General features: G+C 38.3%; 28 protein-coding genes. 14 read left to right on the forward strand and 14 right to left on the reverse strand.

Features of this window, described 5'->3' with window-relative positions; translation table 11 throughout:
• Nucleotides 1-86 precede the first annotated feature (86 nt).
• A complete protein-coding gene (locus QT711_RS15215) occupies nt 87-590 on the reverse strand; it encodes a GNAT family N-acetyltransferase (protein WP_317945650.1) in 504 nt (167 codons plus the stop codon).
• A gap of 265 nt (nt 591-855) precedes the next feature.
• On the opposite strand from QT711_RS15215, the gene QT711_RS15220 reads away from it, so the two are divergent.
• The 5 genes from QT711_RS15220 (at nt 856) to QT711_RS15240 (ending at nt 4449) form a co-directional block, all read left to right on the forward strand.
• Nucleotides 856-1203: a sodium:solute symporter family transporter gene (locus tag QT711_RS15220; protein WP_317945651.1), complete on the forward strand. Its 348-nt coding sequence runs from the start codon at nt 856-858 to the stop codon at nt 1201-1203.
• Nucleotides 1187-2347 carry a sodium:solute symporter family protein gene (locus QT711_RS15225; protein WP_317945652.1) on the forward strand — a complete coding sequence of 387 codons (1161 nt, stop codon included), beginning with the start codon at nt 1187-1189 and terminating at the stop codon, nt 2345-2347. The genes QT711_RS15220 and QT711_RS15225 overlap by 17 nt, the downstream gene beginning before the upstream one ends.
• A 367-nt stretch (nt 2348-2714) precedes the next feature.
• The gene (locus QT711_RS15230; RefSeq protein ID WP_317945654.1) at nt 2715-2888 is read left to right on the forward strand and encodes a hypothetical protein; all 174 of its coding nucleotides are present in this window, start codon (nt 2715-2717) and stop codon (nt 2886-2888) included.
• A 9-nt stretch (nt 2889-2897) separates the two neighbouring features.
• Nucleotides 2898-3587, forward strand: coding sequence for an alpha/beta fold hydrolase (locus QT711_RS15235; protein ID WP_317945730.1), 690 nt, complete (start codon nt 2898-2900; stop codon nt 3585-3587).
• A 661-nt stretch (nt 3588-4248) separates the two neighbouring features.
• The gene (locus QT711_RS15240; RefSeq protein ID WP_317945656.1) at nt 4249-4449 is read left to right on the forward strand and encodes a hypothetical protein; all 201 of its coding nucleotides are present in this window, start codon (nt 4249-4251) and stop codon (nt 4447-4449) included.
• 1411 nt (nt 4450-5860) lie between these two features.
• Here QT711_RS15240 and QT711_RS15245 read toward each other — a convergent pair.
• The 4 genes from QT711_RS15245 to QT711_RS15260 form a co-directional block, all read right to left on the reverse strand.
• Nucleotides 5861-5980 (reverse strand): hypothetical protein, encoded by a 120-nt coding sequence (locus QT711_RS15245; protein ID WP_317945658.1) that lies wholly within the window; start codon nt 5978-5980, stop codon nt 5861-5863.
• Between the two features lie 82 nt (nt 5981-6062).
• Nucleotides 6063-6959 (reverse strand): chymotrypsin family serine protease, encoded by an 897-nt coding sequence (locus QT711_RS15250; protein ID WP_317945660.1) that lies wholly within the window; start codon nt 6957-6959, stop codon nt 6063-6065.
• On the reverse strand, nt 6937-7338 hold the full coding sequence (locus QT711_RS15255; protein ID WP_317945661.1) for a hypothetical protein: 402 nt from the start codon (nt 7336-7338) through the stop codon (nt 6937-6939). Before QT711_RS15255 ends, QT711_RS15250 begins: the two co-directional genes overlap by 23 nt.
• Nucleotides 7339-7449: 111 nt before the next feature.
• Nucleotides 7450-7818 (reverse strand): hypothetical protein, encoded by a 369-nt coding sequence (locus QT711_RS15260; RefSeq protein WP_317945662.1) that lies wholly within the window; start codon nt 7816-7818, stop codon nt 7450-7452.
• Nucleotides 7819-8469: 651 nt separating this feature from the next.
• Between QT711_RS15260 and QT711_RS15265 the strand changes: the two genes are divergently transcribed.
• Together QT711_RS15265 and QT711_RS15270 are read left to right on the forward strand one after the other, a co-directional pair.
• Nucleotides 8470-8691, forward strand: a complete 222-nt coding sequence (locus QT711_RS15265) for a hypothetical protein (protein WP_317945663.1) — start codon at nt 8470-8472, stop codon at nt 8689-8691.
• Nucleotides 8692-8696: 5 nt separating this feature from the next.
• The gene (locus QT711_RS15270; protein WP_317945664.1) at nt 8697-9335 is read left to right on the forward strand and encodes a tyrosine-type recombinase/integrase; all 639 of its coding nucleotides are present in this window, start codon (nt 8697-8699) and stop codon (nt 9333-9335) included.
• Here the strand turns inward: QT711_RS15270 and QT711_RS15275 are convergent.
• A complete protein-coding gene (locus QT711_RS15275; protein WP_317945665.1) occupies nt 9267-9767 on the reverse strand; it encodes a hypothetical protein in 501 nt (166 codons plus the stop codon). The two genes, QT711_RS15270 and QT711_RS15275, sit on opposite strands and share 69 nt — an antisense overlap.
• A 145-nt stretch (nt 9768-9912) precedes the next feature.
• Here QT711_RS15275 and QT711_RS15280 point away from each other — a divergent pair, with 145 nt between their 5' ends.
• On the forward strand, nt 9913-10047 hold the full coding sequence (locus QT711_RS15280) for a hypothetical protein (protein WP_317945667.1): 135 nt from the start codon (nt 9913-9915) through the stop codon (nt 10045-10047).
• Nucleotides 10048-10212: 165 nt separating this feature from the next.
• Here QT711_RS15280 and QT711_RS15285 read toward each other — a convergent pair whose 3' ends face one another.
• Together QT711_RS15285 and QT711_RS15290 are read right to left on the reverse strand one after the other, a co-directional pair.
• Nucleotides 10213-11058: a hypothetical protein gene (locus QT711_RS15285; protein WP_317945669.1), complete on the reverse strand. Its 846-nt coding sequence runs from the start codon at nt 11056-11058 to the stop codon at nt 10213-10215.
• Nucleotides 11051-11569: a sigma-70 family RNA polymerase sigma factor gene (locus QT711_RS15290; RefSeq protein WP_317945671.1), complete on the reverse strand. Its 519-nt coding sequence runs from the start codon at nt 11567-11569 to the stop codon at nt 11051-11053. Before QT711_RS15290 ends, QT711_RS15285 begins: the two co-directional genes overlap by 8 nt.
• A gap of 349 nt (nt 11570-11918) precedes the next feature.
• Between QT711_RS15290 and QT711_RS15295 the strand changes: the two genes are divergently transcribed.
• Both QT711_RS15295 and QT711_RS15300 read left to right on the forward strand, forming a co-directional pair.
• The gene (locus QT711_RS15295; RefSeq protein ID WP_317945672.1) at nt 11919-12419 is read left to right on the forward strand and encodes an FtsB family cell division protein; all 501 of its coding nucleotides are present in this window, start codon (nt 11919-11921) and stop codon (nt 12417-12419) included.
• A 350-nt stretch (nt 12420-12769) separates the two neighbouring features.
• Nucleotides 12770-14416 carry an SLC13 family permease gene (locus QT711_RS15300; protein ID WP_317945674.1) on the forward strand — a complete coding sequence of 549 codons (1647 nt, stop codon included), beginning with the start codon at nt 12770-12772 and terminating at the stop codon, nt 14414-14416.
• 55 nt (nt 14417-14471) lie between these two features.
• Here the strand turns inward: QT711_RS15300 and QT711_RS15305 are convergent, their stop codons facing one another.
• Both QT711_RS15305 and QT711_RS15310 read right to left on the reverse strand, forming a co-directional pair.
• Entirely contained in the window at nt 14472-14657 is a 186-nt protein-coding gene (locus tag QT711_RS15305; RefSeq protein ID WP_317945675.1) for a hypothetical protein, read from the reverse strand.
• A gap of 21 nt (nt 14658-14678) precedes the next feature.
• On the reverse strand, nt 14679-15917 hold the full coding sequence (locus QT711_RS15310; RefSeq protein ID WP_317945677.1) for an MFS transporter: 1239 nt from the start codon (nt 15915-15917) through the stop codon (nt 14679-14681).
• Between the two features lie 140 nt (nt 15918-16057).
• Between QT711_RS15310 and QT711_RS15315 the strand changes: the two genes are divergently transcribed.
• Entirely contained in the window at nt 16058-16525 is a 468-nt protein-coding gene (locus tag QT711_RS15315) for a GyrI-like domain-containing protein (RefSeq protein ID WP_317945679.1), read from the forward strand.
• Between the two features lie 66 nt (nt 16526-16591).
• Here the strand turns inward: QT711_RS15315 and tatC are convergent, their stop codons facing one another.
• Together tatC and tatA are read right to left on the reverse strand one after the other, a co-directional pair.
• Nucleotides 16592-17500: a twin-arginine translocase subunit TatC gene (gene tatC / locus QT711_RS15320; protein ID WP_398296241.1), complete on the reverse strand. Its 909-nt coding sequence runs from the start codon at nt 17498-17500 to the stop codon at nt 16592-16594.
• Entirely contained in the window at nt 17454-17651 is a 198-nt protein-coding gene (gene tatA, locus QT711_RS15325; protein ID WP_317945682.1) for a twin-arginine translocase TatA/TatE family subunit, read from the reverse strand. The genes tatC and tatA overlap by 47 nt, the downstream gene beginning before the upstream one ends.
• A 247-nt stretch (nt 17652-17898) precedes the next feature.
• Here tatA and QT711_RS15330 point away from each other — a divergent pair, with 247 nt between their 5' ends.
• Both QT711_RS15330 and QT711_RS15335 read left to right on the forward strand, forming a co-directional pair.
• Nucleotides 17899-18912, forward strand: a complete 1014-nt coding sequence (locus tag QT711_RS15330; protein ID WP_317945683.1) for a PQQ-dependent sugar dehydrogenase — start codon at nt 17899-17901, stop codon at nt 18910-18912.
• A 71-nt stretch (nt 18913-18983) separates the two neighbouring features.
• The gene (locus QT711_RS15335; protein WP_317945684.1) at nt 18984-19805 is read left to right on the forward strand and encodes a flagellin N-terminal helical domain-containing protein; all 822 of its coding nucleotides are present in this window, start codon (nt 18984-18986) and stop codon (nt 19803-19805) included.
• Nucleotides 19806-19873: 68 nt separating this feature from the next.
• On the opposite strand, the gene QT711_RS15340 is transcribed toward QT711_RS15335, so the two are convergent.
• Nucleotides 19874-20269 carry a hypothetical protein gene (locus QT711_RS15340; RefSeq protein ID WP_317945685.1) on the reverse strand — a complete coding sequence of 132 codons (396 nt, stop codon included), beginning with the start codon at nt 20267-20269 and terminating at the stop codon, nt 19874-19876.
• Nucleotides 20270-20474: 205 nt separating this feature from the next.
• Between QT711_RS15340 and QT711_RS15345 the strand changes: the two genes are divergently transcribed.
• Nucleotides 20475-20672, forward strand: coding sequence for a CsbD family protein (locus QT711_RS15345; protein WP_317945686.1), 198 nt, complete (start codon nt 20475-20477; stop codon nt 20670-20672).
• Between the two features lie 66 nt (nt 20673-20738).
• On the opposite strand, the gene QT711_RS15350 is transcribed toward QT711_RS15345, so the two are convergent.
• On the reverse strand, nt 20739-21083 hold the full coding sequence (locus tag QT711_RS15350) for a hypothetical protein (protein WP_317945687.1): 345 nt from the start codon (nt 21081-21083) through the stop codon (nt 20739-20741).
• Nucleotides 21084-21157: the final 74 nt, after the last annotated feature.

Here is a 21157-nt window from a genome sequence, read left to right on the forward strand (position 1 = left end):
AATTAAGGCTGTTTCGATGACGCAACAGAGTGAAACAAAGATGAATCAAAATGAGTTCTTCATGTCGTTTATTGCGCCAGTAGTCCTTATTCAGCAAGAAATAAAACCATCAAATCTTCATCATAGTAATCATCACCTAGCTGTAATGCTCGTTTCTCTGTTCCATAACATTCAAATCCCACTACAGAATAGAGTTTTTTCGCTGGCTCATTTGTCGATACGACCGATAAATAAACCTGCTCGACACCTTCTATTTCTTTTGCCTTCGCAATCACTTCTTCTAGTAAAGCTTTTCCAATCCCCATGCCGCGTTTTTCAGGCAAAACATACATAGCTACAATAGTTGCTTTATGACGGAGTTTAATGAGCTTTTCTTTTATGAGCGTAACGACTCCTACAAGTTCCCCCTTGTCAAAAGCCCCAAATGTAAACGAGTCTTCGGATTGAAACCGTATTATGTATTTTTCAATAGGTTGTTCTTTTTCTTCTTCAAAGCTAGCAGCAAATGCCACAGGATTTTTTTGTAAAGCTTCTAGCCGTAGCATAAAGTATTCTTCAGCATCAAGTGCTTGTAAAAGTCTTATCTCCATAGTATCGCGCCCCCAAGTGTTCGAATTTCTGCTTCTCTACTTCTTATTTTAGTTTACAGCAATTCAAGAAATAATCTAACACCTATATTTCCGACAAAAATATTTAAGTTCATGTAAGGTATTTCATTGTTTTAACAAAGCCTTTTATCTAACGATTACATTTATTTACCGTTTTATATTTATTCAGATTACTATTGATATATTGTATACAAGCTGATAGGATTTACACTATTAAATTTAGTAATGGATTTGGAGGGGAAACATCATGGAATGGCAAACATATTATTTAATCCCTATTCTCTATTTAATTGCAATGATTGTAATTGGAGTTATGCTTTCCGGGAAACAAGAATCGCGAGCAGATTTCTATGTTGCAGATAACAAGATGAATTCTGCTGTGCTATTTAGTACCGTGCTTGCTACAGTAGTTGGAGCGAACACATATATGGGTTTTAGTGGATTGGTTTACACGGGAGGATTTTCTCTCATTTGGATGTTGGTTGCAGCAAGCACATCTTATTTTGTTTTGTTCTTTATTTCAGGGAAGATCCGGGAAAATCGCAGAACATTACGATGTTTTTACGCTGCCAGATTTGATGGCAGTCAGGTATAATCGACCGGTTGCTACCTTGACAACAATCTGTTCACTCATTGCACTGATTGGGAGTGCAGGGGGGAGTATTCTCGGCATTGGAATGATTCTTAATACAATTCTTGGTATAGATCCGATTGTTGCAATAGTTGTTACAGCTGCTATCACGATTGCTTACACTACATTTGGTGGGTTAATGGGCGTTGCTCTTACAGACTGGGTTCAAACAATTATTATGTTAATTGGTCTTATATTAGTTATCTTATTCGGTTTCAAAGCAATGGATCCAACTAGTTCACTATTCGCCGCGTCTCTAAACGGAGGAGAATTACTGCACAATGTTCTTGGTAGCCAATTTATGAACACGACTGAAACCGTTACATTTATGTTGGTAATTGGCTGGGTTATTACGTTTATGCCTTTAAACACGGTTAGTCAAACGCAAATCCAGCGCGTATATTCTGCAAAAAGCGTGAAATCTATTCAGCGAATTAGTTTACTCATTGCATTGTTTATGGGTGTATCGATGGCTTTCGGACTTACATTGATCGGGGGTATTGGTAAATCGCTATTGCCCAATTTAGCAAATCCAGAAACCGTTCTACCTGTATTATCAATGGAGATCATTAATCCTTGGGTTGGTATGGTAATCGTTACCGGTATTCTAGGTGCTTGTATGTCGACTATTGACTCAAATTTGCTTGGAGCAAGCATACATGTCACGAGAGATTTATATGAACATCGCCTAAAATCGAAAGGTTTACCGGTTGACGATAAAAGAACAATTACATTAGCACGATGGACGCTTGTCATCATTGGCGCAATCTCAACTGTTGCAGCTATTTTAACTCCATCCATCATGGGACTTTTGCTCTTCACCTTAAAAATATTTTCGGGAGCTACATTTGTACCTATAATGCTCGGACTTTTTTGGCCAAAAGCAAACTCATATGGAGCAATTACGGGTATTATCGGCGGTGGGTTGACAACTATTCTCTGTAATATTATGCAAACGAATATTGACCCCGTTATTTTAGGATTACTCGTGTCACTCGTAGGAACTGTTTTATTCAGTATTTTATTTAAAGAAGATGGTGACAAAGGACAACAATTTGTATTTAAGACCGTTACAAAAAAAGACTATGGCATTTTCGTAGAAGCGTAGTTATCTATGCAGCATTTTTAATTTCAATTAACTTCATCAGTTTATGGCCGTTCTTAATCGCATGTTCATTAATCGGCTTATGTGTTGGTGTCATTGCATTATTTGCTTTCATTCTACCGAAAAGAACGGAAAAAGTAGCTACCGACCAAATTGAATAACCAGATAATAACTGATTTCTAAGTTTGAATGCGTAGCTGAGTAAGTGAAATCTATCATTAAGAAAATAACGTAGCATCTAACTTTTCTTATTCAATGGACGACTTAGTTTGTCCGATAGATAGAAAGACGTGATAAGCTATGCGTCTTCTTTTAGATCTCTTGCACAACCAATGAACATGGATTTATAAAAAAATGGAGGTTAGTGAAGATGTATGCACATATTAACGGTACAAAGATTTTCTATGACGTAGATGGACAAAGCATTGAAATCGACGGAGACCAACTGAAAGAAAAACCTGTGGTATTTGTTATTCATGGAGGGCCTGGTGGCTGCCACATAACATTTAAGCCCTATTTGGATGAACTGACAAAAACCGCTTAACTCGTATATATCGATCAACGCGGTTGTGGGTTTTCCGAAAAGGATCGACCTGAAAACTATACGTTGACACAAAACGTAGAAGATGTGGAAGCACTTCGACAACATCTAGGTTTGAATAAAATATGGAGCCTAGGTCATTCCTATGGTGGCATAGTTGCAATGAGTTATGCCGTAAAATATGAAGATCATCTTGCAGGCCTCATCTTAGCGGCTACTGCACCTTCCTATAGCTTCTTGGAAAAAGCGAAAAAGCATGTGGAAGACGTTGGTACTCAAGAACAAATAGCAATGGCCGATCGACTGTGGGAAGGCAAATTTGAAACAATTGAAGAGCTCCAAGAATACGATAGAATTATGGCTCCATTATATTCAAAAGCAGTCGCTACATTGGATACACGTGCAACGCCACCTAAGAGACCCACTATTAAACGAAACGTCGAAGCAATAAACAAAGGTTTTGGAGATTTCCTTCGCACGTATGATGTACGAGAGGAGTTAAATGATTTACATGTGCCTACATTAATTTTAGCTGGCTATCATGATTGGATTACTTCTTGTTCAGAAAGCGAAGAAATGAATGCACTTATTCCAAATAGTGAACTACACATCCTAGCAAATAGCAGCCATAACTTATTTTCTGACGAAAACACGTTATCAAATCAATTAATGAAAGATTTTTTAAACAAACATACTAACTAAATCATCCTTTGCTATTTGGTTCTGGCCGAATAGCAAAGGATTTTTTAATCGAAAGTAGCTTCCGCGGGGCGCGCTTGAGCCAATCGAACAACGAAGAGTTCGATTGGCCGTATTTCTGCGTACTTTGCGGAAATTAAGGCATCCTTGCTCCCAACGCTTCGCTTATGCTCACAAAAGCCGTTCTACGTGACGGCTTTTCCTGCGGGTTCTCAACATTCGCGCTACAATCCCGCAGGACATTGAATAAGCTTCCTCGAATAAGCATCGCACGAACGAAATGCGTCAGCATTTTCGAGGAGTCGGCCTTTTTCCGCTCCAATCCACTCATGAAAATGAAAAAGAAAAATTGTAAAAGCAGAAAAAAATGCATGCGGCCATTTTTGCCATTGCATTTTTTCGTTTTGTCTCAGCCTTGGCGAAATATTTTACTGTCCTTATTGAACTAAAGCACCCGTTAGTTGAACAAGAGCTCTAAGTTTTAATAGGGATACAAAAAGAATGGTGCAGAGCAAATAAAACTCAACACTGGTAAATTACGGTAAATAGTGTAGGGCCAAATATTAGAGATGAATTGCGTTTAAAGGATAATATTCTAGATTTCAATACCAACCGTTTGTTATTTTATTCACTCTCGGTTTTCGAATTGTCGAAAATACTTAACATGAATGTTAAACCAGCAACAATTTCAATCAAATTGGAACTAAAAATTTTTAGAAACCACATACAAATTGGAAAAGAAATTGAAATAGTTGAAGTTAGTGGAGGAATTAACGAAAAGAGGAAACTAGGTATGAATACGCAAATAAATAAAGGTGCATTTATTTTAATTGACCATTTCTTTATAAAAATGAGTGATAGATAAACACCCCATATAAAAAGGATAATAGAACTAGTCCAAGAAGTAGCATTGAAATGTGAGCTATTATTAATTTGAGTTAAAATATCAAAACTGATGATTGTTAATAAAAATAATCCAATAACCCAAATTAATTTCCATATATAAGTTGACCATTTTTTCATGAACAACACCCCCCGAAGCGTTCTTTTATAATTATAATATGTTCCAAAACGAAAAGAGTTGCAAAATAATCCACCTAAAAGGATGATTTGTTCAATATATGAGCAAATATCAAAATCCTATTTTAATTATTCCTTCATTGTAAAACCAATCCCTGGATATCATATTCATTGCTTTCATAAAACTCTGTGATTTTCACATATAGGTCTGAAACATCATCTAGCGCGGTTTATTTATCTGTCTAGATTCACTTTGAGTTTGGCATATAGTTAATCGGCAGAGCATATTCTACGATAGTGAAAAAAAGGGGAAAGTAAAAACTGAAGCTGGTGTAACCGCTAAATTATATGTAGACTATGTCTTAAATTCAAGTGGCACACAAATCAGGTTTGATACAGTCTGGGGTAGTTGGACACCAGATCCTATGTATGTTGTGACAAACAGAAAAGTTGATGCGCATTCTTCAACTTATTGGGGTGGAAAGCTTTCTTAAAATCCAGCCTACAACACTTTCTGGTATAATACTGGATTTGATTATAATACTAGAGTCCTTGGAGATGGTGGTCCAAGAGCATGGAGTAGCGCTAAGATTCATGTAACTGGAATGGAAGGATTATCGCATACAATTACAGTAGATTTCAATTTTGCTAATTGATAATAAAGACCAACCAATCATTACCTACATATACCCATTAAAATATAGTTACGGGTAACAGTAACCAAAGCATATTTCACCTATTTTTAATAGGCGAAATGTGCTTTTATTATTTTTTTATTTTATACCAATCCAATCAATACACTTTAAAAAGAGGGATTCAAAATGACAAAAGTACTTGAATTCACAACGGAACATAAATCACTGAGTATTGCGGACTGATTGAGCCAACTGTGCGGATTTTGAGCCACTGTTGTTGTGTAGGGAATGGCTGTTAACCAGAATCCTAATCTTTTTTGAAAACGGCTAAACATCATAATGCTAAAGGGTTTAGCCGTTTTTTATTAATTATCTATTGGATTGGAAAGTACAACTAACCTGAAATAGAGAAAGAAAGACCCTTTTCGAGCTTTGTAAAATACGTACTACATTTCGAGAGATCTGTGTAGGGAAAATCCATACCTGCATTCTCTGTCTTCTTCAGCAGTCCACTCAATAAAGCAATCATGTATTATTCAAATCTAATCATAATCCAAGTTCCTAAAGATCCATTTCTTAATAACACCCCATAGTTTTCAACAGTATTAGGAACTGTGAATTCTAAAATGGCATGTAACTTTCCACCCGATGGCCTTTTAATATTTGTCCAGAAGGAAGTTCGATTTGCTCGTATGATTCATTGTCGATGAAAACATGGTCTTCACTATTTGCATACAACAATCAGCCTGTAGGTCAGCATGTTTTTTAGATATATTTTGAAAACTTTTATTATCCTTAATGAATTTATTATTAGAGACATAATTTAATTCATCGGGGAGGTAGAATCGCTTGTATATAAAGTTAAATTGTATTTTTCACTAACCTCAACCCAAGGAGTTACGAGCGCTTTAGTGGAATTCGTTTCCGTATTGCCGGCCGCGTGGATTCCAACGAGTCTATAAGGAAGACTTTGAGTATACCATGCACCACCACTATCACCCGCTGAAGAAACAACTTGTCCTTCATTTTCTACCTCAAAATAAACTAACCCCGTATAAAATGAACCTGATTGGTATCTCTTTTTGGTTACAACCCCACAAGTCTTGTTTGTCTTGACTCCTACCTTACAAACTCTTAAACCTTCATATTGAGAGAAAGAACCAGTCAACTTACTATCATACCCAGTAGATGAGTCAGCCGAAACACTGTATAATCCATTGGAAGCATATCTTTTTAGAGGAGAATCATTGACTTTTATTAATAAGAAATCATAATCACTTGCAAAAGCATCTAAATGAGTTGAACCCAAAACAGATCCATATTGGTAAAAAGTTTTACTATAATCATCGCAATGTCCCGCGGTGATTACCCATAAGTCTGAACCTTTTTGCGCAACACCTGCCGTTGAACATTGATGAGTATAATTCTTCCTATTTTGGCTAAACTTTGTCTGTATTCCAATCCCCGCACCTTGAGAATTAAAATCACTCGTTCTTGCCTTAAATGCTTGATGTTCAATATTATTGTTAACTGATAATTTGTCATCACGAATAATTGATATAGCGTCTCCATAAATTTCTTGAAGAATCTTTTCATTTTCCACGGATATATTTTCAATTGTAAGTTCTAAGTTATTGTTTTTAGTGTCTAAAGATAAAATGTAATTATTGGTTAAGTTTAACCCTTCAGTTTGTTTACTAAAGTTTTTTTTGCATTTCAACTAAATCATTAGAAGAATATTTAGTTTCCTCTATTTTAAATTCAGTTGGTGAAAAATTATTCAATTCTTTAGAAATCTTTTCTAACTTTTTGAATTCGGCATTCTTTTTATTTAAAGAACTTAATTGTATTACGACTTGATTATCATCAAAATAAAGATCGCCATTCTCATTTAAATTTTCAAATGTCAAGTCAATTTTGGAAAGTTCTTTCTCTAATTTCAAAATTAGCTTCTCTTGCTTCTTAGCAGCCTTTTCGGCAGCCTTTTCTTTTGTTAATCCTATTTCATTGGAATCTGCTTCTACAACTTTATCTTGAGTATTCGTACTCACAATTATTAATAGAAAAATAATAAATGATAATAAAATTTTCTTTTTCAAAGTGCTTCTCCTTCGCAATATAATTCAAATCAAAAAATATTTTACACTAACCGTTTATCCGTATATATTTAAAATATTTAATAGCCCTCAATACTTCATTATTTTATATACCTAATCCTTTATTTTTTTAATAAAATTCGTTTTGTTTACCTTACCTGGTGCTGTTTGAATTACTGACCCACGCCAATATATTTTTACTTTATCTCCTTTAACAAAACTTTTTTTAGTTATTCTGTTAATTAGAGGTACTTTATAAAAAGTACCACGAGATTCTGATGCTTTTTCCTCTAAAATCTCATTTATTTCGACTTGTGTTTTTCCTTCAACGTCAGTAGGTTGTAGTTCTATTACCCATAAACTTGTGTCATCTTCTGAGTCGATTGTACCGAAAACATAACCTTCACTATTTTTTTGGCTTAACCAGGACATTGTTCCAATTATTATTAGCATGAAAATAATAAGAGTAATCTTTTTTTTCATTTAAAATCTCCCTACCTGAAAATTAGTCGCACCACTATACTCAAAACCAAACGTTATCATAGCCCAGTATATCATATGATTATTTCTATCAATTATCCAAATGTCGGTAAAATTCTCTATTATTAGATGATACTTAAAAAACTACAGCGGTCACCTATCTTCTTGGTGTTGATTTGTCATAAAGTGGGCTTTTCTATTTTTCGATTGTCAAGGTCAGCAAAAATCACTTTCCAAATTTAATGTGCATGCAAAAAAAACACTTCCCCGCTTTTTACAGCGACAAAGTGTTCTTTTCAATATTATTATTCTCTTGATACGTATTCGCCTTCGTCTGTGTTGATGATTAGTATGTCACTTACTGCTTTTTACGAAAGTCAAAACGCACATTTACCATAAATAATGTGTTTACTCTCGTTCCCATCATGAACAAAGAAGGCATGGTGATCTAATGCTTATCCCACAAGAGGCACTTCCTCACTTCGAGAATCTGATTTACCTTCCTATGGTTCTGACTATATTGGCCAAAGACCGGCAAACCTTCAAAAAGGGAATCTTTAAATTGCAGGCACCATATATAAAGCTTGTAGATAATGCCATCGATGCTGTCCAGGTCGACATGAAGGAGTCATCGGACTATCTACGTCAAAACAAATGAAATTACTTCGCCGTGCCGTGGATGATACGTTTACTGCATACATATTTCTCTACCACGGAAGGGAAAATCAGCGACGTTATTTGAATGTACAGTTGAAAAATCGGACGGAAGAGCTACTGGAACTGTTTCTGAATTACGCGGATTTGAACACCACACGCGTATATGCACGGATTCCAAGCGAAGAAATGATGATTACCTATCAAAATATAATGGGGTGAAGAAATTGAATCAAGTCATTGAAGAATTTTTTAATGACCATGCACGTTTCAGTCCGGAAACCACACGAAGTTACCGAATTTCATTGCAACAATTTTTTTATTACTGTGCGAAACCATTTGATGAAGTCAAAGCACCTGACATTCCCGCATGGCTGGCAGATATGGAAGAAAATGCGTTAAAGCCAAAATCGATCAACTTGAAACTAACCGCGCTTAAATCGTTTTGTCACTATTGCATGGAAGAGGACAAACTGAAGAAAAATCCTACCTTCACGGTCAAATCACCGAAACTCGATGATTCCTTGTCTTACTATCTAAACAGACAGCAACTTACGCTTCTCCAAGAGTTGACCAGGCCAGATCCAAAGGAGCGCGCAATGGTGGAGGCCCTTTATACAACAGGGTGCAGGATAAGTGAATTCCTGAATATTAAGCTCTCGGATGTGAAATGGGATACCCGACAAATTTGGATACGAGAAGGGAAAGGAAACAAAGAACGATTCGTTTTGTTTACGCATGAATGCGCTGGCCGCCTAAAAAAATACCTGGCAACACGAAAGATAGTGAGCGACTATTTATTCTGTAATGAAAAAGGTGATCGGTTTCGTAATTTTAGAAACAGGAATTTCAAACTTTGTTTCTAATACGTCATCTGAATCCAAGGAAAAATTAGCAATAGCTTCAAATTCATAAGTACCTGTCTTTAATTTAAGTTTTTCTATCCCTTCAAATTTTACTATGTGAGGTTCATTCTGAATCAGAGTTGTTGTTATTAATGGTTGAGTCATAGCACCAAAATATTCAAAATCACCATCTTGTTGATAGATATTAAAGAAAAAAATACTTCCACCATGATATATATCTTTTTCTGCTGCTTCTCCTATATAAGTAATCGTGGCATAAACATTAAGGTCTTTTTCAACATTTATTGTTACTTCGAAATCATCTACCTGTTTAGAGTCATTGGTGATTTTCGGTTCACCACTTACATTTTCTTCATTGTTGTTACTTTTCACACAGCCAAATAGTCCAAAAATGAAAATTATAGAAACAACGATAAATAATCTTCTAATCATTCCCACCCCCTTTTACGATTAGACGGAATCCTAGTCGGTTTGTTTCATGCTTCAATCATAAAAATGAAGTGAATATGGATAACTTCAACCTTTTAGGGCACCTTAACAGAGATCCACAATCCACAGTGAGAAAGGTGGCTTTTTAATGAAGAAAATGGCGATTGCGGCATTAGGCATTGGAGCGGCCTATCTGATGCGAAATAAAGATGCCAGAGGAAAGCTGATGAAACAGTTTGAATCCCTCGCAGAACCATTCACCTCGAAAAACGGATCAGCATAAAAAGTCTTTCTCACAGATAAACGGCATCCTTCAACGGGGTGCCGTTTTTTCGTTAGCGTCTGTTTAGTTTCTCCTCTATTTGAATTTCTATGTGAATTGAGGTTACTTTCACTCAAGATAAATCCTTAGATTGGCCATCTGGCGTCTTCTTCCATTTACTATTTGTCATACAGTAGCTACATCACGAGCTATTCCTATAAGAAACCATTCTCCGTCTCTTTCTTGGTAGATGAACCGCAGTGATTGGAATAAATGCTCGGTTTCTCCTGGCGAATAGTATTCTACGTATTTAGCATCGGGGTAAAATTCATGGACGGTATTGATAACACCCGCAAAATTCTCTGCTGGTTCATTAAAAGTAACAATACTATAATCTACATCTCTCCATCCCCATCTTCGTAAGAGGAACTGCTGAACATATTCATCTAAAGACATTTCAAATTCTTTTTCTGATTCATCCATTCCCCATACATACTTTGTATCATTTTTTTTACTTATGTCCTTCTTTGATAAGTTGACATATTGCCCTCCATAGCCATCGGGATGACCAAAATCCGCATAAAAAGCAAAGATAACACCATGTTCGGGATCAACCTTTTCAGCTATTTTTTCGTAGTTGGACTCCTTTAACAGGGAAAAAAGTTCTTCCGTCAATGCTAATAACTTTTTTTCAATTTCTTTTTCTGAACTGTTTTCCGCGCGATCATGTTTTTCAATTTCTTCATCAGGGATTAAAGATCCTTCAGAATTCTCGAGTTTTGGATGCGAAATGTGTGTTTGATTGATAACTTCATTATTCTCTCTTTCAACTGAAATATAATAAAAGAATGCACCACCAAACAGCAAGAAGAGTAAAGATACTGATGGGATTAAACGTGTGGGCGCATACTTCTTTCTTTTTTCACGGTTAGAGTATAAACCATTTAGAAACCTTTCCTTCATTGCAGGGTCATACATTTTTTCTTTTCCAATATAATTATCGATAGCTTCCTTGATTTTTTTGTCATCCATTCAGAAATACCTCCTTAGCCTTCAGCTTCTCCTTCATTCGCTGTCTAGCTCTTCGAAGTCTAGTTTTAATTGTGGTTGTCCGGCAGTCTAGAATTTCTGCTATCTCATCTATTGTGTAATCTGCATAATAATATAAAACGAGTACTTCACGATATTTCACAGGAAGTTCAAGTACTTTTTTTCCAAGTTGGTCTTCTTCACTTTTGGTTACAATAAGTGCTTCAGTAGAAGATGCTCTATGAATTGTTTCAGCTATTCTATTTGTAAGGAGCGTATTTTTATAGTGCCAGCTTCTTAAGTAGTCATGACTGCGATTTATTGTCATGCGATACAAATATGTTTTGTAACTTGCCTCACCCCGGAAATCCGCTCTTTTCTCATACGCACGCATGAAAACGTCCTGCACAATGTCCTCAGCAGTCTGATAGCTCTTTACGTATGTAAAAGCTAACCGCAATAGAGACTCTCCATAATCATCTAGAATGCTCCCGAAATCATTGTTATTTTGCATGATTAACTGTTAACACCTCCCTGACTTTATCTGTTAGACGGAGTGGAGCAACTTTTGGATTCAAAAAAATATGCTCAACTCTTGGCTCTTGTGGAAATATACTAAAATACATATTTAACAGCATGTCGATACTCAACCAAAGCAACTTACCCAATAGATGGAAGGACATAAATATTTTTCAGCTTCAATTTCCAGAACATATCATGACTTGATCATCATTTAAAAATCTTTTGTAGGAGAATGAATTGTTGAAACTTTCAATCCTTTCATGCCGTCTAATGTCTACCTACGCTAGAGCAGGTAGAAGAAGATTCACCCTATTATTATAAAATTGGAAGGTTGGATTTACTTGAAAAGAATATGGGCGTTTGCTTTTATTTTGTTGTTTGTAGTCGGTTGCTCGAATGATGATAAATTGAATCAAACAGTTAAAAAATACGAGAATAAAATTGAAAATCAAGAAAAGGAAATCCAGGAGTTGAAAGAAGAGAATGAACAACTCAAAACGGATATTGCAGAATATAGTAGTTACTTACAGGTTGCTGATCGCCAATCGAGAAATATTATGGGCTATATTTCGGATGGAAAGTTCGAAGAGCTAAAAAAGGAATACAACGTAGAGTTTAATCTAAAGGATGATAAAATTGATTTTGGCGTACCAGAGAGCAACCTTCCATTTCCTATTAAACTAGCTGGATATCCTATGCATATAGCTAGTTTTTCTATGCACCCTGATGGTGTGGATATCAATTACTTTATTTATGATCTTGAGAAAGAAGAAAGCCATTTAATTAATATGTCTTTTGACAAAGACAGAGAGTTTGAATTCATATTCTTTGGAGGTAGATAAAGTAAGCACAAAATATCGGAAGGGTTAAAAGACGACATAAGAACAGAAAAACATGAAGTGGAGAAATAAAAGAAAGATTTATCTTCTTTTAATTCTACATTAACACTTTTAGATGAAAATGCTCAAACAACGATGGATTATAAATTTCTACTGCAATTGCTTCCCCTGCTATTTTTTGAACGCCCTCTGTTTCCAAACGAGAAGAAGGGTCTTTAAGCAACCAACCGATTGGTTCCCACCTCCTATAATCGACAGCATTTTACTAATTCCAGCTTGATTCGACAATGATAGATTAGTATACTTACTAAAAACAGAATTTAAAATTCTCTAACAAAAGGGAGGAATTTAAAGTGTTGTCGTCTACTTGGAACCGTTTATGGGACATGCATGACCAAGCAAAAGGTTTATTTCGGTTTTTCTTTCAGCCAAATTCGTCTGAAGTTGCTTCAGGGGGAGGGGGTGGACAGGCGGTTGGTGTAGGAAATGCCGGTGGCGGCAAAGATCCACGAAGCTATTCTCCAGCACAATTGGTTGGTCTCATTGTAGGACCGCTATTATTTTTCATAACGTTATTGTTTTTCAAACCAGAAGGGCTATCTCCAGAAGGCGTCGCTATTTTAGCAAGTACAATGTGGATTGCGACTTGGTGGATTACTGAAGCCATTCCAATCCCCGTTACATCACTGTTGCCGCTCGTATTATTCCCACTTTCAGGTGGGTTGGACGTGAAGGCGACTGCATCTGCTTACGGAGACGAAACGATTTTCTTATTCATGGGTGGTTTCATGATTGCGCTAGCAATGGAGAAATGGAATTTACACCGACGGATTGCGTTAACGATTATTTCTGCAATCGGTACGAATATGGACCGTATTGTTCTCGGATTCATGGTGGCTACAGGGTTTTTATCGATGTGGATTTCCAATACAGCAACGGCCATGATGATGGTACCGATTGGACTTGCCATTATCTATCAAATTTCTGATGCTTTACGTGATGACCCTTCCGTTGATACGTCGAAAGAAAATTTCGGTTTTGGTAAAGCACTCATGCTTGGAATTGCCTACTCCGCATCGCTTGGAGGTGTGGCAACATTAATCGGTACGCCGCCAAATACTTTACTCGCTGGAGCGATTGATAAATTGTATGGCATAGAATTATCCTTTGCAAAATGGATGCTGTTTGGCGTGCCTCTCGCATGGACCTTCATATTTATCACGTGGTTTTATCTTGTGAAGTTTGCGTATCCTTCCAAATTGAAAACGTTACCTGGTGGGCGTGCAGTCATTGACAATGAAAAGAAGAAGTTAGGTAGCGCATCTGCTGAAGAGATACTGGTTCTTATTATTTTCATCTTGGCCGCTTTCGCCTGGATTTCGAGAACGTTCCTTCTGTCTAAGTTCATCGACGGGATTAGTGACGGTGTCATTGCAATGGTTTTTGCCATTTTGCTTTTCATTGTTCCATCCGTAAACAAGAAGGGCGACCACCTGCTTGACTGGAACACCGCAGTCAAATTACCGTGGGGCATCTTATTGTTATTTGGTGGAGGACTAGCAATTGCTGCTGGTTTCGTCAGTTCGGAATTATCGGTATGGATCGGCTCTCAATTATCTGGATTGCAAGGCGTTCATATTCTCGTCGTCATTTTAATTGTCGCGACACTCGTCATCTTCTTAACGGAAATTACATCGAACACTGCGACGGCATCCATGATGTACCCAATTATGGCTGCACTCGCTGTTGCACTCGGTTTTCACCCATACGCATTAATGATTGCGGCAGGGGTTGCTGCATCTTGTGCATTCATGTTACCGGTTGCAACGCCGCCAAACGCCGTTGTATTCGGCTCCGGCTATTTACGCATTCCGGATATGGCAAAAGCCGGTTTGGTGCTCAATATTATCGGCGTTCTGTTAGTAACTACTGCCATCTATTTCTTACTCCCGGCTGTATGGGGCATTGACCTCCATAGCATTCCGGAAACCTTTCAGTAAAATCAAATGAAGAAACCGCATGGAATCAAAGATTTGGCTCCATGCGGTTTGTTTATTAAAATGCAACGAAGGCAGGCAGTAACAAGCTTGCAGCAAGTAAAATAACCGCAGCAACTTTCGACTGTTGAGCAAGCCGTTCATCACCCGACTTTATATGCTGAAAAAACGTCAAGGTGAAATAAAAACAAAGTACAATGAGGGCGGTGGATAGTATAGATAGCCCGAATAATGCGCTCGTCAATTCCTCACTCCTTCCTACAAATCAACGCACTCCATGCGCTTTCTTTCTTTTATTAAACCGAATAATACTGACATATACGACTGGTAAGATTGCTGTGAACGCAATAAGAACACTCCATCCTCCCGCTTCAAAAAGTGGACTAAGCAACGTACTTCCCATTGCTACACCGATGTAATAGGAGACGAGATACAAACTGGACGCGCTCCCCTTATGATGTGTCGCTTCTTTGCTGACAGAAGCTGCTGTCAATGAATGCGCTGTGAAAAATCCAAGGCAAATGATACATAAGCCGATAACAATCAATTCAAGCGGGGCAAACAAAGTCATTGCAATGCCCGTTGATAACAGAATGACACCGACTAATCGTACATTTCTAAGCCCATACTTGCCCGCCAACCAACCTGCAAGCGGTGCACCAACTACTCCAAACCCATACGCTAAATACATATATGAAATGGTGTCTAGTGATAGTGAATAAGGCGGCTCCATGAGATGAAACGGCAAAAACGTCCATACACCTGTGAATGCTAATTGGAGCACAACCCCTAACCCAAAAACGAGCAGCAACGAAGGATTTTTCAAGTGGAACATGAATCCTTCGATATCCTTCTTCATTCCATTGGCACTCGGGACAAACTTCTTGGATTTTGGCAATACAAACAGCAGAATCCCCCAGAGGACAGCACCAAATATAGCGAGTATGTATAACGATGTCTGCCACGTATATTGTTCAGCGACAAAACCTGTCAAAAAACGACCAATCATGCCCCCCAAACTATTAAAAGAAATATACGTTGCAGTTGCAATGCTAATATATCGTACATGTATTTCCTCACTCATATACGCAAGGGCAGCCGCAGGAACACCTGCTAAAGCAAATCCTTGGAGGGAGCGGAACAGGATAATGACAAAAAAAGAATCTGTTAAAGGGATTATGAAGAAAGGGATGACGGATCCTATCAGTGATAACTGTATGTAAAGCCTTCTTCCATTTCGATCGGAGAAAAAGCCAAGAACCACCAAACCAACAATAAGACCGATTGTCGTTATCGACATCGCTGTACTCGCATAGGATACAGATATCCCAAACTGCTTTGTAAATAAAGGTAGCAACGGCTGCATGGAATACATCGCCGCAAATATAAATACAGACGCCATTCCTAATCCAAAAACAATTTTCCAAAACTGAATATCTTTTGGTGTGTACCCTTCCTGTTGCATGTTCCCACATCCAGTCGTCAGACAATTTAATAGGTTCATTATAGCACTCTCCACCCTCAGTAGAAGGATATTTAAAAATCTTCTAAAGAAACAGCCCTTTGTGAAAGGAATTTTCATACAAGCTGTCGAATTAACGTAAGTAAGTTTTAAAAAAGATTTGAAAGGGTTGGAAAAACGAAATGAGTCACGTACATGCTAAAGAAGAATGTGAGATTGTAACAAAGGAATTCAAATTTGTCGGAATAAGTACGACTGCCCCGTTTCCATCCGGCTTTCCTGAAGCTGCCATGAAAGTACAACAACAATTTGAAAAGAGAATGCTCGAAGTAGAGAATTATGTGGATCGACAAGTTTTATGTTCTCCATATGTAGGAAACGGAATTGTGACGACCTATTTTGCTTGCCTTGAAGTGACGACATTGGAAGTCATTCCTGAAGAGATGATTGGCTTTACCATTCCAACGATGCAATATGCCAAAACAACTTGTACAAACAAAACGATTGTAAATGGCTATGACAAGATTTTTCAGTGGATAAAGGATAATGGGTATACTCCAAAAGGAAGTGATGCCTTCCACCTTGAACGCTTCCACTTAGACGAGCAGGCTGCGGAAGAACAAGTCGATCTTTTAATCCCCATCCACTAATACAACCCATCACCTCGAGAGCAACAGATTATGGGGCGTCAATCTAAAAAAGGCTGACACAGTCAATCAGTTTTCACTGACTTTCTGTACAGCCCCGTTGTTTTTTCGTTTTTCCATATAGACCACAATTAGTATACTCGCTTCGTAGAGCAAAACCATCGGGATAAGCACGATGAGTTGGCTAATGAAATCAGGAGGCGTAATAAGTGCGGAAATGATTGCGAGTGAGATATACGACCATTTTCGTACTTTTTTTAATGTATCTCCTGTCAGTAAACCAATTGCGGATAGAAACATTGCGACAATCGGCAATTCAAATAGTAAACCTATCGGCATCGTCGTCATCAGCAAAAATTTAGCGTACTCTTGTGCGGACACCATGACGGTAAAATTCATCGCTCCTATGGATACGAGAAAGCGATAACTTAATGGGTTAACAACAAAATACCCAAAGGCCAATCCCCCTATGAACAACAAGAGCATAATTGGCGAGTACAACCCGATGAATTGGCTTTCCTTCTCTAGTAAACCCGGCTTTGCAAATTGCCAAAGATAATGGCAAATGAAGGGGAGCGATAAGCCGAACGACAAGGCCAGCGAGAGAGACATATAGAACGTAACAACTTCTAACGGACCAAGCACAATGAGCTCGTGACCTCTCGTAACAACTGGAAACCATAAATTTATTGTCGAAAAAACTAAGATAAAAAAGACGACAAATGTCACCGTACTCTTAATCAGTTGTTTACGCAAATCCGTCAGATGATCGACGAGCGTTGGATCCTCTTCTCCTCCATCGCCACTTTGATTTGAAGAGATTAGCGGTGTCGAATCAGTTTCCTTGCTTGTCATCTTTGCCGCTGCATTTTGTCCATCGACAGTTGCGGACGGTTCCTTTTCTTCATCATGCGCTACCATTTCATCACCTTCAAGCAATATCGGTTTTCTTCGGCTCTTCCTTCTTGCCTTCTTCATCGTCAATGATGTCACGAGCCGATTTCTTAAACTCTGCCAATGTCTTACCAACTGCCGAACCGACCTCCGGTAATTTTCTAGGTCCAAACAGTATTAAGACAATGACTAAAATGATGATTAAACCAGGTACTCCAATACTTGCCAAGCTCATTTAGTATGCCTCCCTTCCTATACAAATAATCGTGCTTTCATTTTCTGACCCGCCTAAACGATTTGTATAACAGTCGGTATGAGGAGATTCATCGATAAAAATGGGTATGCTTCCTCGACAATCTTCCTTCCTCCTTCGATGTAGTCATTTCTAGCATGTCCGTTTCTCCCTGGTTTTCATACTCGTTGAATTTGAATTCTGTAGACCCGGCACATTTCTTGAATATTTGTTGAGAGGACGGTTATCAATGAAAAGATTTGTATGGATACTTGTAATAGTTGTCTTAGCAGGTTGTTCATCGAAAGAACTTGATGAGAACGATAGAAGCATTGAAAAAATTGCAAACAACTTAGAAATACCTTGGGCGATTGCATCAGACGGTGAGAACTTCTTCATAACAGAACGCAACGGAACGATTGTGAAAATCAAACAAGACGGAACGAAAGAACGTCAACGCGTCCGTCTTTCAAAATCGTTATCCAATGCAGCTGAAGCAGGTTTACTAGGATTTGTGCTTCAAGACGATTTCAGTCAATCCAAGTCTGCTTATGCATTTTATACGTATGACGAAAACGGTAAGCCCTTTAATCGAATTGTGACGCTCACGTACGATAACAATGCATGGCACGAAAAAGCTATCCTATTGGATGCGGTTGAATCCGGCTCATTCCACCATGGTGGTCGGTTGGCATTATCACCGGAAGGCGTGCTCTATGCAACGATTGGTGATGGATCTGTTCCTAACAAAGCACAGAATCCAACAAGTTTTAATGGAAAAATCTTAAAACTCGAAGCGGATGGAACCTTCACGATATTTAGCTTAGGTCATCGGAATCCTCAAGGACTTGCGTGGGATGAGAAAGGAAACCTTTATTCTTCAGAACACGGACCATCTGCAAATGATGAATTGAACAGGATTATTCAAGGTGGGAATTATGGATGGCCACTCGTCGAAGGACAGGAAACATTGACGGGGACGGAAGCCCCTTTACTTACATCAGGAAACAATGAAACTTGGGCACCTTCGGGAATGACATTTCATAAGGGGTTGTTATATGTAGCTGCACTTCGTGGAGAAGCAATATTGGTTATTGATCCTGAAAATATGAAAATAGTAGATACGATTGAAGGCTATGGACGTATTCGTGACGTATACTCAGACGGAGATTCTTTATTTTTCATCTCCAATAATACGGATGGCCGTGGGACACCTTCACAAACAGACGATAGTTTGTACAAAATTAACAATAAACCTGAATAGTAGCACATAATTGTTAACATTCTCCATATTAGTCCGATACTAACTATAATGACTGTTTAGGGGGAACAGGTATGCTCGGCAAATGGAATGCAATGGGATTGAACATCGTTCGGAATATGAACATGCATCAAAGCCAAATTGCTCTATCTATGGAAAGACTCTCTTCAGGGAAACGCATAAATCGCGCAGCAGACGACCCGGCTGGTTTAGCAATATCGGAAAAGATGCGTGCTCAGATCCGTGGTCTTCAAGTAGCGCAACGTAATATTCAAGATAGTATTTCAATGTTTCAAACTGCAGAAGGTGCGTTGAACGAAACCCATGCAATCTTGCAACGCATGCGTGAGTTAAGTGTTCAAGCTGCTAATGGTACGATGACAGATGTCGACCGTGAACAACTTGAACTCGAATTCCAAGAGTTAAAAAAAGAAGTTCAACGTATTTCGAAAGATACCGAATTCAATACAAAACCGTTGCTCGATGGCTCTCAGTCTTCATTCAAAACACAAGCAGGAGCGAACGCTGGACAATCCATAGAATTTACAATCGGGAATATGGGGATCGACGCGCTTGCACTGAAAGACGCTTCAATTGCCACACAAGAACAAGCGAATGAAGCGATTTCTTTTGTAGACGATGCCATTAAACAGGTTTCCTCCGAACGTTCTAGAATAGGCGCCTACATCAATCGTCTAGAACATGCTTATAACAACGCATTGACGATGGAAGAAAACTTGACTGCAGCAGAATCACGCATACGAGATGTCGATATCGCAAAAGAAATGATGGCACTGACAAAAGCGAATGTGCTTATGCAAGCGAGCCAATACGTCCTCTCGTTGCATATGCAACAAGCTCAATCTGTCCTACAATTGTTGAAACAAGGATCTTAACGACAACTTGCACCGCTTCACCTGCTTGCGAGCAGGAAAAAAGGAAGAGAGTTCCTCGCTCCCTTCCTTCATTCTTCAAATCCAAGTATCGGTATTCGGTCTTCTAAAACCGTAATTTGTTCAAACGGAATCTGTATCTGGTATTCATCTTTGCCATGTGGACTGACATCGACTTTTTTAATTGCATACGGATTATTCGTAACGAGCGTGATCATTCCATTTTGCTCGTTATAGCTTTCCATCGCAAAGCGGTAGCCTGAAAGCATCGCATAAGGGAAAATTTCGTATGCATCCTCCAATTCTTGGATTGCAACTTCTTTAAAGAGTACACCTTCCTGCTCTAAGCTGATAAAACCTTGCTGCGCATCCTCAAGATTTTCTGATTGTAGAAAGTATTTGCGATCTCTTGAAACAATGGGATATTCCTTCCCATTCCAAATTGCAAAACGTCCTTTTCGAATCATGCCATCTCCTCCAAAACATATCGCTACATTACCATTATATCCAACTCGCCCTAGCCGAGAAAGATGAGTTTGTCCGCAAAATTACGAACTCTATTAAGTACTTTCCCCTCATGACAACTAGAAAAACAATTTGCTAACTTGCTGCGTTTAGTAAATTTTTCTGTGGGGTATCCAATAACTACAACGATTTAAGGAGGATGTTAACATGAGAGACAATGGATACTCTGAAAAAGCGAAGGGCGCAGTCAATAAAGTCAAAGGCGAAGCAAAAGATCAATTTGGAAATGCAACCGATAATGCAAAAATGCAAGCTGATGGAAAAATGGACAAACTGAAAGGTGAAGCCCAACAAGAAGTCGGTGAATTCAAAGAACATTTGGATGATCATCATAGCCGACGATAATGCATTTTCATTGGTAGGGACAGTCCTCGTCATACCCCCTGTGACGAGGACTGTCCCTTACTCCTTTTAAAGGTTTGTTGTATTAATTCTTGGCATCAATTCAGAGTTGGCATCCCTTGGTTCGTTATGATCCTCACTGGAAAGAACTTCTCCACTTTCAGTCAATTCAGCACTACTATCCCTTTCCTCTTCTTCAGCTTCAATGAAAAGCGATACTGCTCGATCTTCTTGATGTGGATCCGTCATTTTATCGACTACTATTGAAGTGCGTTTTTCTAATGCAGACGCGACATTTTCCGAACTCACTTCCGCTGAAATTTGTTCATCTCGATATCCTTCAGCTTGTAATCCCGAGATTTTTATTACCGCCTCATCTACTCCATTAAATGTTCCCACATGCTTTTTCGTCATTTGGCAAAACGCTCCTATTCTTCTTGACTTTTAGTATACTTTACCCAATTTTCAATCAAAAACACCTGCATGTT

This window comes from Sporosarcina saromensis (assembly GCF_033253735.1).
In the GTDB taxonomy this organism is placed as follows: domain Bacteria; phylum Bacillota; class Bacilli; order Bacillales_A; family Planococcaceae; genus Sporosarcina; species Sporosarcina saromensis.

Bases quoted from the DNA above. Each gene is read 5' to 3' on its own strand.
- QT711_RS15215 (WP_317945650.1), bottom strand. From the start codon at position 590: ATGGAGATAAGACTTTTACAAGCACTTGATGCTGAAGAATACTTTATG.
- QT711_RS15220 (WP_317945651.1), top strand. From the start codon at position 856: ATGGAATGGCAAACATATTATTTAATCCCTATTCTCTATTTAATTGCA.
- QT711_RS15225 (WP_317945652.1), top strand. From the start codon at position 1,187: ATGGCAGTCAGGTATAATCGACCGGTTGCTACCTTGACAACAATCTGT.
- QT711_RS15230 (WP_317945654.1), top strand. From the start codon at position 2,715: ATGTATGCACATATTAACGGTACAAAGATTTTCTATGACGTAGATGGA.
- QT711_RS15240 (WP_317945656.1), top strand. From the start codon at position 4,249: ATGAATGTTAAACCAGCAACAATTTCAATCAAATTGGAACTAAAAATT.
- QT711_RS15260 (WP_317945662.1), bottom strand. From the start codon at position 7,818: ATGAAAAAAAAGATTACTCTTATTATTTTCATGCTAATAATAATTGGA.
- QT711_RS15265 (WP_317945663.1), top strand. From the start codon at position 8,470: ATGAAATTACTTCGCCGTGCCGTGGATGATACGTTTACTGCATACATA.
- QT711_RS15275 (WP_317945665.1), bottom strand. From the start codon at position 9,767: ATGATTAGAAGATTATTTATCGTTGTTTCTATAATTTTCATTTTTGGA.
- QT711_RS15280 (WP_317945667.1), top strand. From the start codon at position 9,913: ATGAAGAAAATGGCGATTGCGGCATTAGGCATTGGAGCGGCCTATCTG.
- QT711_RS15285 (WP_317945669.1), bottom strand. From the start codon at position 11,058: ATGGATGACAAAAAAATCAAGGAAGCTATCGATAATTATATTGGAAAA.
- QT711_RS15290 (WP_317945671.1), bottom strand. From the start codon at position 11,569: ATGCAAAATAACAATGATTTCGGGAGCATTCTAGATGATTATGGAGAG.
- QT711_RS15310 (WP_317945677.1), bottom strand. From the start codon at position 15,917: ATGAACCTATTAAATTGTCTGACGACTGGATGTGGGAACATGCAACAG.
- QT711_RS15315 (WP_317945679.1), top strand. From the start codon at position 16,058: ATGAGTCACGTACATGCTAAAGAAGAATGTGAGATTGTAACAAAGGAA.
- tatC (WP_398296241.1), bottom strand. From the start codon at position 17,500: ATGAAGAAGGCAAGAAGGAAGAGCCGAAGAAAACCGATATTGCTTGAA.
- tatA (WP_317945682.1), bottom strand. From the start codon at position 17,651: ATGAGCTTGGCAAGTATTGGAGTACCTGGTTTAATCATCATTTTAGTC.
- QT711_RS15330 (WP_317945683.1), top strand. From the start codon at position 17,899: ATGAAAAGATTTGTATGGATACTTGTAATAGTTGTCTTAGCAGGTTGT.
- QT711_RS15335 (WP_317945684.1), top strand. From the start codon at position 18,984: ATGCTCGGCAAATGGAATGCAATGGGATTGAACATCGTTCGGAATATG.
- QT711_RS15340 (WP_317945685.1), bottom strand. From the start codon at position 20,269: ATGATTCGAAAAGGACGTTTTGCAATTTGGAATGGGAAGGAATATCCC.
- QT711_RS15345 (WP_317945686.1), top strand. From the start codon at position 20,475: ATGAGAGACAATGGATACTCTGAAAAAGCGAAGGGCGCAGTCAATAAA.
- QT711_RS15350 (WP_317945687.1), bottom strand. From the start codon at position 21,083: ATGACGAAAAAGCATGTGGGAACATTTAATGGAGTAGATGAGGCGGTA.